Origin of the sequence: Beggiatoa alba B18LD, from assembly GCF_000245015.1 — a bacterium.
Classification (GTDB): Bacteria; Pseudomonadota; Gammaproteobacteria; order Beggiatoales; family Beggiatoaceae; genus Beggiatoa; species Beggiatoa alba.
The window spans coordinates 559,706-575,276 of the sequence record NZ_JH600070.1 but is presented as its reverse complement, the minus strand read 5'-3'; the positions used below and the strand labels follow the sequence as shown (position 1 = coordinate 575,276).

The following is a 15,571-nucleotide window of genomic DNA, read 5'->3' as shown; positions in this document are numbered from 1 at the left end:
CTAAAAAAGCAATGAGGTTTGATAAATACAATGTTTGCTTTATGTGAGATGTGAGGCTTTAGGCGATGAGTTAATAGCGTTCACTTGTTTGCGTTTCCATAGTGTGATTACAAGCGGAATGATGAGCATGACTAAGGTTAGGCGCAGTAGTTGGTGAACTGCAACGAATGCAGGGTCTAGTTGTAGCCAAAGGGCGATTAACATGAGTTCCGCTCCGCCACCAGGCGCAAATGCAAGCATAAGGCTAGTGAAGGGAATACCTGTAGCGATGTGTAATCCGCCCGCAAACACAAGTGTTACACCCATTAGTATGCTCACCATGCCAACGCCGAGTTTAAAAAGACGAAGTGCTTTTAACCATGGAAATCCTGCAAAACGACAACCTATCGAAGAGCCAATAATCAGTTGTGTGATAATGATTAAACCACTGGGCGGTTTTGCCGTGGTGAATAAGCAGATATGAAGTAGCGCACTCAGCATGAAGGGATAAAACAACATTGCTATAGGTGCATGAAAACGGATGGCTAATAAAGCACCTAAGCCACCACAGGCGAATAAGAGGAAGGCATCATACACACTGAGATTAAAGGTCAGCGAGCTAGAAACCGAGGGGGGCGTAAAATGGCTATGTGCGAACCAGAGGAGGATAGGCAAGCTCAGTAGTATCACAATGACCCGTAATGAGTGAAATAAAGCAACCGCACGAACGTCAGCTTGCAGTTGGTCGCTTAATAAAATGACTTCGCTCAGTCCACCGGGAACGCTGGCAAACCATGAGGATAAAAAATCCAATTTGGCAACACGTTGACAGTAGTACATGGCGAAAAAAGTCACTGTTATCAGGTAGAAGAAGATACTACTGAGACTGAGTAGCCATTGTTCTGCTTGCTGTAACAGTTGCAGGGAAAAGCTACTGCCTAGCATAACGCCAATCACCGCAAGCGTCATACTATTAATGCGGTGAAACATTAACAGGGGTAAGCCTGCCATGCTCAATAATAGGGTGAAGGTTAAAGCACCTAACAACCAAGGGGCAGGAATTGCGAAATAGTAAAAAACCCAGCCACCTAATAGCCCTAAGGCTAGTGTTAGCAGGAAACGAGCGAGTTGTATAATCAAGGAAATATCAGATATAACAGCAATTAAATCAATTAGAGATTATCAAAATCGATAATCAAACCTTCTCGGGCAATATGGCATTGCATGGCAGATTGACGGTCATGCAGGATATTCACGGCAGAACGATGCAATGTTTCAATTTTATCATCGTTGTAGTTTGGATCAACATGGAATAGATAAAGTTGCTTCACATCCGCATCAGCAGCAAAGTTGACGGTATCGATATAGCAGGAATGTCCCCAGCCCCGTTTCTTATTATAGTCTTCAGGTGTGTATTGGGCATCATGAATAAAAATATTGGCGTTGCGAATATCTTCTAATGCTTTAGTTCTCTCTTCGGCTTGCATGGCTAAAATAAGCGCATGTTCCTGCTCATTCATTTCATCTTTACGTGATTCAATATTTTGGTCGATAAACGATAATTCATTATCAGAGGCGTAAATAATGGTTTTACCTTTTACCTCAATTCGATATCCAAATGTACTTCCTGGATGATGTACATTGAAACTACTGATTTTATAAGGACCATAATTCAATTCATTATTTTCCATATCAATGTATTGAATATTGGCTAACCACATTTCTACTTCAACAGGAAAATAGGGGTCAACCATTTGCCCTGAAATCCGTTTTTCAATTTCTTTTCGATTATCACCTGGCCCGAAAAAATTTACTTTCCAACCAGGTACAAAAGCAGGCACAAAAAACGGTAAGCCTGAAATATGATCCCAATGGTAATGGGTTAAAATAATCGTCACTTCACGAATATCTTGCTGTCCCATCAAGGCATTACCCAGCGGAATAATGCCTGTTCCGCCATCACAAATCAGAATATGATTATCAACTCGCAATTCGACACAAGATGTATTCCCACCAACCCGTAAATGACTCCCAAACGGTGCAGGATAAGACCCTCTTACGCCCCAAAAGCGAATGTAGTTAAGTGCCGTACTCATTTATTCGTTGCTTCCGTAGTCGGTGTAATATCAACGTATTTACAGACTAAATCACGAATTTCTTTAAAGCGCAATGGTTTAATCACAAAGTCTAACGCGCCTAACTGTTTGGCAATATAGCGGTCTTGTGCGTAGTCTTTTGAAGTCACCATGATAACACGGGTCATTTTCTGATTTTCTTGGGTACGTAACCGACGGAGAAAAGTCAAGCCATCCATACCAGGCATAATAATGTCTAAGAACAGCAAATCAGGTGTATGCTCTTGTAAATAAGGCATGGCTTCTTCAGGTGATTTGAACCCCATAAAATTTATCGCAAGAGGGTCAATACTGAATTGATAAAGGGAAATGGATGTTGCGCTATCGTCCACTACCACAATAGTTGGTCTTTTTTCTGTCATGAAGTTAAACCCATCAACTATTAATTTTGGTGCGTCGGTTATCACAGAGAGTTTGAATGAGCAGACAATCAATACGCATCGTTAACGCAGTTAATCATAATTTAAACAAAATGTTGTTTATGGTGGAAAGGGTAGTATTCGCACGATTGTTATAAAGAAAACTTGTGTATCTTGTCTCAATAATGTCTTTATAGTATCTCGGCTAATCCTGTCAGGTGTTAGTATATGTCATCATTTCAACAAGGCTTATAGGCAATTCAGTTTATTCTTGCCAATAAGTAAAACACCCTATCTCTGTTTATACTGACCCTTTCTTATATTTTTCATTACCGTTATGGACACGTGATTTTCTCTAGCTTAATCCCTTTAAAGACTTGATTAAATTCTTGTGTTAAACCACTGCGTCGCTCGGGTATTTTAACATTTAACTGATAATGTGTATCTGTTTCATAACGTTTTTCTAAACGAGCATTGCTATAGCCTTTTTGTTTTAACTCATTTAACCGCTGTTTTGCTCTAGCCTCTTCACGAAAGATGCCAAAAGAAATTGCATTGTTATATTTCCCTTCGGTCATGATAGAAAAGTCTATAATCCCTTGACTTTCTAGTTTTTTCAAAGCATTTAAAGCCGCTTGGCGATTCTTTTGTGGGGGTAAAAAGACCCATGAGGATTCGACTTTTTTATTATCCTGACGACTTACCCGTGCGATATTTTTCTCTTTTTGATTAAACCAACTGGCGGCACTTCTTAACAGATTGCCATCTCCATAATAATTGCTTTTATAGCAGGCTGTTCCTGTCGTTGTTGTGGATGTAGCCGCTACTGATGTTAGCGTTTTTGCGGGGTCGTTGGGTTTTTTCTCGACAGCTTTTTGCGTGTTTGTGGGGGACATGCCCGCATCAGCCAGTTGTGTCGACGGTGCTGATGATTTATGACTGTTCTTTTCTACTGATTTTGTTGATTTATCTGCGGGTTCATTTGCTTGAGGCTCAATAATCGTGGGAGATTTATCCGTTTTTTCAGCGGCGGTAGTGTTTTCTTTTGTAGATTTATTTTCAGCTACTTTTGTGTCAGGTGTCACATGCTGAGGGTCTGGTGTTTTACGCACTTCAGCATTAGCCGTTACTTGATTGATTGCTGTTGTTTCTGTCGCTTGATTTTGTCGAGTTTGTGCGGGTGTTTTTGAAGCTATGCTATCTAATAAATGCGTTTTAGCTGTGTTTAATGCGGTCAACGTGGTTGATTCTGGCGGGGGCGTTGTTGGCGTTATTAAGGTTGACGCTGTGTTAGTCTCCGCCACTTTTGCAGGTTGATTTGCATCAACGACCTGAGCTTTATCAACAGTTGTAGTTTTTTCAGGCTGTTTTTGAGCAGGTTCAGCGGGCGTTGCTGTTGCTGTGTTTGTAGTCTCTAGGCTTGTGTTATCAGGTATTGTTGTGGCTGTTGTATTGCTGGCGACTGTTGTCGCCGGTGGGGTCGCAATGGCGGGTGTTGTAGTTGCATCATTTGCAATGCTTGGCGGTTGTGCTGTATTAGGCATTATCCCCGCTTTATATTCGCTAGATAAAACCAACTTTGGCAACCCGTTATCCACCACAGCGGCTTGGGCTGATTTGAATTGTTGCGGTTGCCATGGAAACCATGCCATCCAATCAAATTCCTGCAACCAAACAAAAAAAGCCAGATTGAGCAATAGCAGTAATAAGGCGAAAACTCTCATTTGTTTTGTGTGACCATCATGGTTAGTCCTTGCAATACCAAATCAGGAATATGCTGATAAGGTCTTTGAAGCAAAGGAAGTAAACTGGGTAAACTACCGCCCGTTAATACCAACTGTAACGTTCCTAAAGTCGGTTCAAAACGGTTCATCACATAATCAATTAAACCAAGTACCGCATATAACGTGCCTAAAGTAATACCTGCATGGGTATCTGTTGCTAATCGGTTTTCCTGCAAATTTGATGCAATAGAGACATACGAAGCAAGCGCATGTGCATTTTTTGCAAGGGCTTGGTGCATAGTAATAACACCAGGCACAATTAATCCGCCTAAGTGCTGTCCCGCTTGATTAATCATATCAATCGTTATTGCTGTCCCACAATCCACAACACAGAGATTATCTTGAATTAAATGATGTGCACCCATCAAACCTAACCATCTATCTACACCTAATTTTTCAGGCTGTTGATAGGCATTTGTGACACCATGAGCAAAGGCAGTGCTTTTGGCAAATTGAGGCGTTAAACCCCATTGCGCCTGTGTCCACTGTTGCAAAGCGGTTGCCACTTCTTCCCCTGCAACATTAGAAACCCAAATTGCCGTTGGTGGAGGAAAAGTTTGCCATGCTTGCTGAAATGCATCGTTGACATGCGACTTTTGATAAGCACAACGTTGTTGAGCAGTTAGCTGATTATGCTGAAAACTTGCCCATTTAATGCAACTATTTCCGATATCGATGAGCAAGTTCATAATTTAACGCTAACATCTCCATATACATAGCGTTGTCGCTGATGATTGACATCTTCTAATAGTAACGCGCCTTGAGCATCAATACCACACGCAATACCCTGAATTTGTATTTGTGGTGTTGTTAATGTTACCTGTTGTCCTGCTAAGTAATCAAATGCTTGCCAATCGGGCAAATACGGTGTTAAGCCTCTGCGTCCATATGCCAATAAATGAGGGATTAATTGCTCAATCAGTGCAATCACAAGGGCTTGTCTATTCTGTGTTTGTCCCATCACGGTCCTTAAATCAACAATTGGATATTCTAAAATGGGCAATGGTAAGGGAAAACAAACATTAAGCCCAATTCCTAATACCATTTCACAAGCCCCTGTCGTTAATGGGCGATTTTCTAACAAAATACCTGCTAATTTCTGCCCTTGCCATAAAATATCATTAGGCCATTTTATCTGTAAGCCGACCGCGCCCTGTTGCTGTAAAAAACGCGCTAAAACAATCGCAATCGCAATATTTAACCCAACTAACTGGCAGGGTTGTGCATAACGTTGTTTAAAAGATAAGCAAATCCCACTGGCAAAGGGAGAAACCCACGTTTTTCCCTGCCTGCCATAACCAGCCGTTTGATAATCTGCCAAGCAAATCGCAATTTTATGCGGGTCACTGGCTTGCGCGTGCAAGTGGCGACTGGTCGAGTCTATGACAGCAAAGACTTGCAATGTTTGAATATGCTGACGGACTTCAGGGGATAAATTCGCTTTTAACTGTGTCGCATCTAATAAGGGGATAGGATGAGACCATTGATAAGCCTCATCAGTAACCGCCTGTAGGCTTAAGCCATAAGATTGTAACGCCATTAACATATCTGCAACTTGCAGAGGCGATTTGTGCAAGCTCGTTGCTAACTGCGTTAATGAATGAACTTGACCGTCAGCGAGTTGTTGTAATAACAGATTTAACATAAATCAGAAAACGCCCCACGCGATGTGAATCAGTGATTAATGCACAATCCGTTTAGGCGCGGCAGGTAAGCCCGCATCTTCCACAAAATCGCCATCGTCTTCATCATCATCTTCAAAAGGGTCTTCAAAGTCTAAACTATTCTCATCAGGCATTAAGGACGAATGATGCAGAATAATTTGCCAACTGCCATTAATTAACTGATAAATATTTGTAGCAATCATTGATGTTGCAGGGCGGTTGCTCCCGATTAAGGAGATGTTTTCATATAAAATATGAATGGCAATATTATGATTAATATTTTGCTGAACTTGTGTTAATTCGAACGCTAACCGCGTACCACCGCTAAAGACCTCACGCCAGCCACTCATGACTTCCTCTCGCCCTCTTAAACAATTCCCCATCGGATGAATGCAAGTAATATCATCCGAATTTGCCCAAACCCTTCCCATCTCTGTAAGGTCAGCGGTCTCAAACGCCTCATAAAAGGCTAATTCAGCTTCTTCAGGGGTCGCATAAACGGGCATAACAAATTCCTAAACAGTTTTCAAAACTTATAAATGTAGTATAGACGGCTGAGACGAGAAATTAAGCGGTTGACACCTATCACCTGCCACCCCTTAATTGATATTCCTAACGTTTTTTAGCATTCGCCATGGCTGCCGCTAATGCAGAACCCAACGCTGTTGGCTCAGGGGCAGGCGACGATTTTGCGGGTTTGACAGGTTTGCCCGCTTTAGACGTATTTTTAACCGCATTTGTCGATTTTGCCTGAGAATGCGCTTGAGTCGTAGAACCCGCTCCTGCTTTGGCTTTTTCCACAGGTGCATTGCTCCCTGTTCCCGCATAATCACGAGCAGAATCTGTTAAACGCATGGTTAAAGCCACCCGTTTACGCGGTAAATCAACCTCTAAAACCTTCACTTTTACCACATCGCCCGCTTTTACCACTTCACGCGGGTCTTTCACAAAAGTATTCGACAACGCAGAAATATGCACCAAACCATCTTGATGTACGCCAATATCCACAAACGCGCCAAAATTCGTGACGTTAGTCACAACGCCCTCTAAGACCATATCAATTTTTAAATCGCTTAGGGTTTCAACCCCTTCTTTAAACTCAGCCGTTTTAAATTCGGGACGTGGGTCACGACCAGGTTTTTCCAACTCACGTAAAATATCCGTGACCGTTGGCACGCCAAATTTATCATCGACAAACTCCTGCGCTTTTAACTGCCGAATAAAACTGACATCGCCTATCATATTTTTTACGGGACGTTGCGTTTTAGACACAATTCGCTCAACCACAGGATAAGCTTCAGGATGCACACTAGACGCATCCAGCGGATTCTCACCATTCACGACCCGCAAAAAGCCCGCTGCCTGCTCGAAAGTTTTCTCGCCAAAACGGGGCACTTTACGCAACATATCGCGACTGGTAAATACGCCATGCTCATCCCGAAATGCCACAATATTCCGCGCTAAACCCGCATTTAAACCCGATACCCGACTTAATAACGGGATAGAAGCCGTATTCACATCAACCCCGACCGCGTTCACGCAATCCTCAACCACCGCATCCAACGTGCGGGCTAATTGTGACTGATTCACATCATGTTGATACTGTCCAACCCCTATCGATTTCGGCTCGATTTTCACCAATTCCGCTAAAGGGTCTTGTAAACGACGCGCAATAGAAACCGCGCCACGAATCGACACATCTAAATCAGGAAATTCATTAGCCGCCAATTCTGACGCAGAATAAACCGACGCACCCGCCTCAGAGACCACAATTTTTGTTAAACGCAATTCAGGATGCGCTTTAATTAAATCACCTGCTAAACGGTCAGTTTCACGCGACGCTGTTCCATTACCAATACTCAGCAACTCAACCCCATGTTTTGCCACTAAATGCGCTAACAGCGCAATCGACTCTGTCCACTGATTTTTAGGCGGATGCGGATAAATCGTTGCGTTATCGACTAATTTTCCTGTTTTATCAACCACCGCAACCTTAACCCCTGTCCGCAATCCAGGGTCTAATCCCATCGTTGCCCGTTGACCCGCAGGCGCAGCTAATAACAAATCATTCAAATTCTGTGAAAAAACCTTAATCGCCTCAGTTTCCGCGCTTTCACGTAAACGCATCAACAATTCCACATCAAGGCTTAAACGCACTTTAAACCGCCACGTCCAGCGCACCGTCTCCACTAACCACTTATCGGCTGCACGTCCTTGCTCTGCAATTTGATAATGCTGTGCAATCATCGCTTCACAAGCATTTAACGGACGATGCGCCGAAGGAATGCCTGCGTCTTCTTCCCCTGCTAACGGGAGCGTTAATTGCAAAAATCCCTCATTTCTACCACGGAACAATGCTAAAGCCCGATGCGAAGGAATTTCTTTTAAAGGCTCTTGATAATCAAAATAATCCGCGAACTTCGCGCCATCCGTTTGCTTACCATCGACCACTTTAGCAGTCAACTTAATCGTATCCCACATGAAAGTACGGAGCTTATCCAACAACGCCGCATTTTCAGAAAACTGCTCCATTAAAATCTGTCTAGCCCCATCTAACGCCTGTTTAACATCACTTACGCCTTTATCCGCATTAATAAAGCCCATTGCGACTGTTTCGGGGTCTTGGCTTGGGTCTTGCCACAAAGTTAATGCCAAAGGCTCAAGCCCTGCTTCCTTCGCAATTTGGGCTTTCGTGCGCCGTTTAGGTTTATACGGCAAATACAAATCTTCTAAATGCGTTTTTGTTTCTGCTTCTAAAATTGCCTGTTCTAATTCGGGCGTTAGTTTTTCTTGTTCCCGAATACTATTTAATATCGCCTCACGACGCTCATCCATTTCCCGCAAATAACGCAACCGCTCTTCTAAAGTCCGTAACTGCGTATCATCTAAACCGCCTGTTAATTCCTTACGATAACGGGCGATAAATGGCACTGTCGCGCCATCGTCTAGTAACGCAACGGCAGCTTGCACTTGACGAGCTTGCACACCGAGTTCATCGGCAATACGTTCGGCGATAGTCTTCATAAATGGAGAATAACCTCTATACAGACAAGCAAAATAATTTCCCCTTCAACAGGGTAAATAAACAGGGGGGAAATATAGAAAGCGCGAATTATACAATAATCGAAGCGTAGTGGGGAAAATCGTTAAACAAGGGGAAATTGGGGAGATTGTTTGGCGGGTTTACTTTAAACATTTAGCGCGTCTATGCTTTAGTTAAGTATTTGATGTAATATAAAAACCTATTTATCTGCTTCTCTATCCACAAAGGAATATTAAATATGACTGGTTCTAATCGTTCTGTCACAATTTCAGGTTCAACGGTTGGTGTCGTTGCGACAGGGGATAATGCAAAAATTACCATTGGTACACAACAAATTGCAGGGCTACATAATGCCAGTGAAGACACCAAAGAGAAGTTAAAACAATTAATCACGCAATTAAATGCCGAGTTGCAAAAAGTCCCTGCTCAGGAAAAAGACAAAGCCATTGAAGCCAGCGAATTAACCGAAAGTTTGCTAGAAGAAGCCAACAAAGAAAAACCGAAACAATCTTTAATTAAAGTCACCGCGCAAGGATTAATCGACGCAACCAAAGCCCTTACCAGTGTTATCCCCTTAGCCCTACCCATCGCCACCGAGATTGCCAACACTATCGTTAATTTAAATCCTTAAAAATTGTCTGAATCAGGATTAGCAGGATTTAAAACCTTCAAACCAAAAAGTCAGGTGAATGACACTTTTTAATCCTGCTAATCCTGAAAATCCCGATTCAGATAACCTGTTGTCTTTTTTAAAAGAAACTTGCCGAACTCAGGTTAATCTATAAAATCTCGCAGTACTTAGGTTCTTATTAGTTTCGATTCTGAAAGGATGTACAGTATAATTAACAATCATGTTTTTACGTTACTGTTTAATATTACAAAATCACTCTTGTAACACTATGACAAATTTAATTATTGCCTTAAAAAATCTTATACAAAATCCAATTACAGACTTAAATTCATTTTATCAGGGTTCAAATAGAGCAAATAGTATGGGAGATGCTCTTGAAACTTATATTAAAGATATTTTTTGCAACTCTCTTCATTTAAGTGATACTGAAAAAGATAAGCTTTATAGTCAAAACTTTTCTTATATTGGCAATCAAAATAATCCGCCCGATATTATCATTAAAGGAGGCGATGCGATTGAGGTAAAGAAAATTGAAAGTATTTCATCAGCTATTGCACTGAATAGTTCCTATCCAAAAAGTAAATTATTTAGAAATGATTCAAGGATTACAAACGCCTGCAAAGAGTGTGAGGGCGCGGTATCTTGGGAACAGAAGGATATTATTTATATTATTGGTGTCGCGCCAAAATCGACGCTTAAAGCATTGTGGTTCGTCTATGGTGATTGCTATGCTGCTGAAAGCGAGATATATCATAGGGTTGCTAATAAAATTTCTCAGGGGATTTCAGAAATATCAGGCGTTGAGCTAGTAGCAACGAATGAACTTGCCAAAGTAAAAAAAGTTGACCCTTTAGGAATTACAGATTTAAGAGTTCGTGGTATGTGGCACATTGAAAATCCAATCAAGGTTTTTCAGCATATTGCTTCCATCACCGAACTTCATCAATTGACGGTTCATACTATTTTGTTAGAAGAAAAATATAATACTTTCCCTCAATCAGATAGAGAACAATTAGAACAACTTCAAAGCGAGCATTTTACAATTAGAAATGTAGCGATTAGGTCTCCCTCTAATCTAGCTCGTCTTTTAAACGTTAAACTTCTTTCTTATACAAAGTAATATGAAAATAATTTCTTTATTCAGTGGTGCTGGCGGGCTTGATTTAGGATTTCATCAAGCGGGATTTAATACGATTTGGGCAAATGAGTTTGACTCCTCTATTTGGGAAACTTTTGAATATAACTTTCCTCATGTTCATTTAGATAGAAGAAGTATTACTGATATTTTACCTACCGATATTCCTGAATGTGCGGGCATTATTGGGGGACCTCCCTGTCAGAGTTGGAGCGAAGCGGGTGCAAGAAGAGGCATAAATGATAAAAGAGGACAACTATTTTTTGAATACATCCGAATTTTAAAAGAAAAAAGCCCTTTGTTCTTTCTTGCTGAGAATGTTTCTGGCATTTTACTTTCAAGGCATCAGGAAGCCTTTCAAGCAATTTTACGTGAGTTTAACTCGCTTAATTATAACGTTTCTTATTTTCTCTTAAATGCGCATGATTATGATGTTCCCCAAGATAGGAAAAGGGTCATCATTGTTGGATATCATAAAAAAATTGGGAAGAGTTTCACTCCACCCAGTAAAGTTTTACCAAAACCAACGTTAAAAGATGCTATTTGGGATTTAAGGTTGACAATGCCCGCAAAAGAGAAGAAAGGGGCATATGAAGGTGAGAACTTTCCCATTTTAAATCATGAGTATGTGAATGGCGGATTTTCAAGTATTTATATGTCAAGAAACCGTGTCAGAAGTTGGGATGAGCCTAGCTTTACGATTCAAGCGAGCGGTCGCCATGCTCCATTACATCCACAAGCTCCAAAGATGGCGTTGGTAGAGCGGGATAAAAGAGTTTTTGTGCAGGGAAAAGAAGATTTATATAGACGGCTTTCCGTGCGTGAGTGTGCAAGAATTCAAACGTTTCCAGATGATTTTATATTCAAATATAAAAATATTTCAGATGGATATAAGATGGTTGGTAATGCAGTTCCTGTGAAATTTGCAAAACATCTGGCTAGTGTCATTTTTCGAGATATTTTAGAATAAATAATAATAATTCTAACCCCCAGTTCTGCGATATTCAAAATTTAAAACAGAGGGTTGCTGTATTTTCAGGTATAAATAGTTTCAGCGATTTTAATTGGGTAAATTATTTTCCTCTCTAATTATTCTTACTAACTTAATACAACGCCTATTAACGTTGCCCTGCCTAAAAATCCCGTATAATTTGCTTATTCATTCTTCTTCCCTGACTGTGTAGCTATGTTTGCTGATCAACGTGATACAACCCGCCGTTTTTTTATCGAAGTGTGGCGAAAACATCAAGAAAAAAAGCCCTTAGAACCGCTGGAAAGCCTGATTTTAGATGTTTTATTAATGCATCCTGAATACCATGTGATTTTACATGCAGATATTGTGGATAAAGATTATTTACCTGAAATGGGTGAAACCAATCCTTTTTTACATTTAGGCTTGCATATTGCGATTCGTGAGCAGTTAAGCACTGACCGACCTGTAGGTATTCGCGCACTTTATCAGTCGTTACGTGCAAAAGCGCGTGATGTGCATGAGCTAGAGCATCAAATGTTGGAGTGTTTGGCAGAAACGTTGTGGTTAGCGCAACGTAATAATACATTGCCTGATGAACAGGCGTATTTAGCACAATTAAAACGCTTGTTGTAATTGCGTTTTATCAGCTTTTTTTCGCAGGATGGCGGTTTGTTATGTTGCAAGGTTCTTCTTTAACTTGGCGGTCTGTTGCGTCTTTTGAGGTATTACGAGCACGCAGTCAGTTGTATCAACAAATTCGAGATTTTTTTGTTGCGCGGGAGGTGTGGGAGGTGGAAACGCCGATTTTATCGCGTGCGAGTGTGCCTGAGCCAATGATTGCGCCGTTTTATACGCATTATCATGCTGAGACGGTAGAGCCTTTATTTTTGCAAACATCGCCTGAATTGCCGATGAAGCGTTTATTAGCGGGCGGTAGTGGTGCAATTTTTCAAATTTGTAAAGTGTTTCGGGATGGTGAGGCGGGTACAAAGCATAATCCTGAATTTAGTTTGTTAGAGTGGTATCGCCCTTATTTTTCTTTAGCAGATTTAATTCAAGAAATTAATGAGTTATTACAATTGGTTTTAGCTTGTCCGCCTGTAGAAGTTGTGAATTATTGTGATGTTTTTCAGGATTATACAGGGTTACATCCGTTAAATACGCCTTTGGAAACTTTGCAGTATGCAACGGTTACAGCGGGTTTAGTCACACATACGCCTTTAGACAGGGATAGTTGCTTGCAATTTTTGATGAGTCAGCAAGTAGAGCCATTTATTGGGCAAACTTGCCCAACAGTCGTGCAGTATTTTCCCGCAACTCAGGCAGCCTTAGCCCGTAAGTGTCCAACAAATCCCCAGTTAGCGGCGCGTTTTGAGGTGTATTTTAAAGGCATGGAATTAGCGAATGGTTTTCATGAATTGGCTGATCCTGTTGAACAGCGAGCGCGTTTTATGGAGGATTTGCAACGACGTGCGGCGTTAAACTTGCCACAGCATCCGATTGATGAAAATTTTTTAACTGCGCTTGCAATGGGTTTGCCTGATTGTGCGGGCGTTGCCATTGGATTGGATAGGGTGTTGATGTTAAAAGTGGGCGTTGAACGTATTCAGCAAGTTTTATCTTTTTCCATTGATAACGCTTAACCATTCTGTCATCTTTACCCCGCTTGTAATTGTGATGCATAGCACAAAATTTAAAGGATGTGGGTTGTGTCACTAGTTGTGTCACTAAAACAATAAAGACTTAATACTTCTTTGTATATTATCTTTTTTTCTAGGGATGTACTTGACCACTAAAGGTTATTTTGGCTACCCTACTTAATTATGATGCATTGCATCATTATGGCACATGTCTGATGTGGCTTATCTGAAAATATAAGTGCTTTTAGCGTGTTATTAATAACCTTTACGTCAACTGGATGAATTGCAACAAACCGTTGTTATAAGTTGATGTTCTGTTAATACATACAATCGTTGAAATATTTAGGAGTCTTGAATGTTTTCCCAGTCATTGAGTGAGCTCCCTATTTTTGAAGGTTATGATCCTGATGCCTTGTTAAAAACTATGCAGGGGATTTTGGATAAAAGCCAAAAAATTATGGCGCATTTGATTGAACAGCAGACTGAGCGGGTTGAGCAGGGCGAAATTCCAACCATTGATCATGACCCCTTAAATATCAGTCAGGCATCACAGGAGTTAATCATGCATTTTATGATGAATCCTGTCAGTTTGATGGAAGCTAATCTGTCTTTATGGCGGGAGCAGTTAAAGGTTATTGAGAATGTTTGGCGACGTTCTTTAGGCTTAGAAATTGAACCGTATATCGATGCGGCAAAAGGGGACCGTCGGTTTAAACATGAGGCTTGGAATACAGTTCCCTCTTTTGATTTTGTGAAACAGAGTTATTTACTCTCTGCAACATGGTTACACAATACTATCAAAGCGATAGGGATTAAAGATAGTGATTCGCAACATGCGAAGAAGATCGATTTTTATACCCGTCAATTAATCGACGCGCTCGCACCGACCAATTTTGTGGCGACAAACCCTGAAGTTTTATTTTTAACCTTGCAAACAGGTGGGCAAAATCTGTTAAATGGGTTAAATAACTTTTTGGAAGATTTAGAACGCGGTAAAGGGCGTTTAAGCGTCAAAATGACAGATTTAGATGCTTTTACACCTGGTAAAAATATTGCGGTGACTGCGGGTAAAGTTGTTTTTCAAAATGACTTAATGCAGTTAATCCAATATACGCCAAGCACCGAGAAAGTTTATAAACGTCCATTATTAATCGTTCCTCCTTGGATTAATAAGTTTTACATTCTGGACTTACGCGAAAATAATTCGTTTGTTAAATGGGCAGTTGACCAAGGACAAACAGTTTTTGTGATTTCTTGGGTCAATCCTGATGCAACCCTCGCCAATAAAAACTTTGAAGATTACATGCTAGAAGGTCCTTTAGCGGCTTTAGCGGCTATCGAAAAAGCGACGGGCGAAAAAGAAGTTAATGCCATCGGTTATTGCTTAGGCGGTACGTTGTTGACCAGCACGTTAGCCTATATGGCGAGCAAACAAGACAAGCGTATTGTCAGTGCAACTTTATTCACCACTTTATTAGATTTTAAAGACCCTGGTGAATTAAGCGTCTTTATCGATGAAGAGCAAATCGAAGCGTTAGAAGCAAAGATGGATGAAAAAGGCTATTTAGAAGGTAGCCACATGGCGACAACATTCACCATGTTACGGGCAAATGATTTAATTTGGTCATTCCACATTAATAATTATTTGATGGGAAGAGAAGCCAGTGCGTTTGATTTGCTCTACTGGAATTCTGACTCTACCCGTATGCCTGCTAAAATGCACAGCTTCTACCTACGCAATATGTATTTAAACAATGCGTTAAAAACCCCTAATAAAGTGACTTTAGCGGGTGAACCCATTGATTTAGGTAAAGTTAATATTCCTATGTGCTTTGTCTCTGCACAAGAAGACCATATTGCCCCATGGGAATCTACTTATGCAGGGACACAATTAGTTTCTGGTGATGTGAAATTTATTTTAGGGGGGTCTGGACATATTGCAGGCATTATTAATCCGCCCTACAAACCTAAATATTTTTACTACACCAATGATAAGACTAAAACCATTGATTCTCCAAATGTATGGTTAAAAGGGGCAACCAAACATGAGGGTTCTTGGTGGCCGCATTGGGCATTATGGATTGACCAATATGGCGATGGTAAAGTCGATGCCCGTGTTATAGGGACAGGCGCATTACCAATCATTGAAGACGCACCTGGTAGTTATGTAAAAGTTCGCGCATTAGCGGGCTAAATGAACCTGAGTACAACGTAAAGTTCAATAGGTC

At 40.9% G+C, this 15,571-nt stretch carries 14 protein-coding genes; 6 read left to right on the top strand and 8 right to left on the bottom strand.

Annotated features, from left to right (window positions below):
• Nucleotides 1–39 precede the first annotated feature (39 nt).
• The 8 genes from BEGALDRAFT_RS02295 to BEGALDRAFT_RS02260 form a co-directional block, all read right to left on the bottom strand.
• The gene (locus BEGALDRAFT_RS02295) at nt 40–1,119 is read right to left on the bottom strand and encodes an AbrB family transcriptional regulator (RefSeq protein WP_002683260.1); all 1,080 of its coding nucleotides are present in this window, start codon (nt 1,117–1,119) and stop codon (nt 40–42) included.
• A gap of 32 nt (nt 1,120–1,151) precedes the next feature.
• On the bottom strand, nt 1,152–2,075 hold the full coding sequence (locus BEGALDRAFT_RS02290) for an MBL fold metallo-hydrolase (RefSeq protein ID WP_002683259.1): 924 nt from the start codon (nt 2,073–2,075) through the stop codon (nt 1,152–1,154).
• The gene (locus BEGALDRAFT_RS02285) at nt 2,072–2,476 is read right to left on the bottom strand and encodes a response regulator (protein WP_002683254.1); all 405 of its coding nucleotides are present in this window, start codon (nt 2,474–2,476) and stop codon (nt 2,072–2,074) included. The genes BEGALDRAFT_RS02290 and BEGALDRAFT_RS02285 overlap by 4 nt, the downstream gene beginning before the upstream one ends.
• A gap of 332 nt (nt 2,477–2,808) precedes the next feature.
• Nucleotides 2,809–4,197, bottom strand: coding sequence for a hypothetical protein (locus BEGALDRAFT_RS17755; RefSeq protein WP_002683252.1), 1,389 nt, complete (start codon nt 4,195–4,197; stop codon nt 2,809–2,811).
• Complete coding sequence (locus tag BEGALDRAFT_RS02275) at nt 4,194–4,946, bottom strand: type III pantothenate kinase (RefSeq protein WP_002683250.1); 753 nt, start codon at nt 4,944–4,946, stop codon at nt 4,194–4,196. The genes BEGALDRAFT_RS17755 and BEGALDRAFT_RS02275 overlap by 4 nt, the downstream gene beginning before the upstream one ends.
• The gene (locus BEGALDRAFT_RS02270; RefSeq protein ID WP_002683249.1) at nt 4,943–5,902 is read right to left on the bottom strand and encodes a biotin--[acetyl-CoA-carboxylase] ligase; all 960 of its coding nucleotides are present in this window, start codon (nt 5,900–5,902) and stop codon (nt 4,943–4,945) included. The genes BEGALDRAFT_RS02275 and BEGALDRAFT_RS02270 overlap by 4 nt, the downstream gene beginning before the upstream one ends.
• 36 nt (nt 5,903–5,938) lie before the next feature.
• Nucleotides 5,939–6,427: a YybH family protein gene (locus BEGALDRAFT_RS02265; RefSeq protein ID WP_002683247.1), complete on the bottom strand. Its 489-nt coding sequence runs from the start codon at nt 6,425–6,427 to the stop codon at nt 5,939–5,941.
• Between the two features lie 106 nt (nt 6,428–6,533).
• Nucleotides 6,534–8,945, bottom strand: a complete 2,412-nt coding sequence (locus BEGALDRAFT_RS02260) for a Tex family protein (RefSeq protein ID WP_002683245.1) — start codon at nt 8,943–8,945, stop codon at nt 6,534–6,536.
• 257 nt (nt 8,946–9,202) lie between these two features.
• Here BEGALDRAFT_RS02260 and BEGALDRAFT_RS02255 point away from each other — a divergent pair, with 257 nt between their 5' ends.
• The 6 genes from BEGALDRAFT_RS02255 (at nt 9,203) to BEGALDRAFT_RS02230 (ending at nt 15,537) form a co-directional block, all read left to right on the top strand.
• Nucleotides 9,203–9,595 (top strand): hypothetical protein, encoded by a 393-nt coding sequence (locus BEGALDRAFT_RS02255; protein WP_002683243.1) that lies wholly within the window; start codon nt 9,203–9,205, stop codon nt 9,593–9,595.
• Nucleotides 9,596–9,863: 268 nt separating this feature from the next.
• The gene (locus BEGALDRAFT_RS02250) at nt 9,864–10,715 is read left to right on the top strand and encodes an NgoPII family restriction endonuclease (protein WP_002683240.1); all 852 of its coding nucleotides are present in this window, start codon (nt 9,864–9,866) and stop codon (nt 10,713–10,715) included.
• 1 nt (nt 10,716) lies between these two features.
• Nucleotides 10,717–11,700, top strand: a complete 984-nt coding sequence (locus BEGALDRAFT_RS02245; protein WP_002683239.1) for a DNA cytosine methyltransferase — start codon at nt 10,717–10,719, stop codon at nt 11,698–11,700.
• Between the two features lie 216 nt (nt 11,701–11,916).
• Nucleotides 11,917–12,336 carry a DUF1841 family protein gene (locus BEGALDRAFT_RS02240; protein ID WP_002683237.1) on the top strand — a complete coding sequence of 140 codons (420 nt, stop codon included), beginning with the start codon at nt 11,917–11,919 and terminating at the stop codon, nt 12,334–12,336.
• Between the two features lie 41 nt (nt 12,337–12,377).
• A complete protein-coding gene (gene epmA / locus BEGALDRAFT_RS02235) occupies nt 12,378–13,346 on the top strand; it encodes an EF-P lysine aminoacylase EpmA (protein ID WP_002683235.1) in 969 nt (322 codons plus the stop codon).
• A 352-nt stretch (nt 13,347–13,698) separates the two neighbouring features.
• Entirely contained in the window at nt 13,699–15,537 is a 1,839-nt protein-coding gene (locus tag BEGALDRAFT_RS02230) for a PHA/PHB synthase family protein (protein WP_002683233.1), read from the top strand.
• Nucleotides 15,538–15,571: the final 34 nt, after the last annotated feature.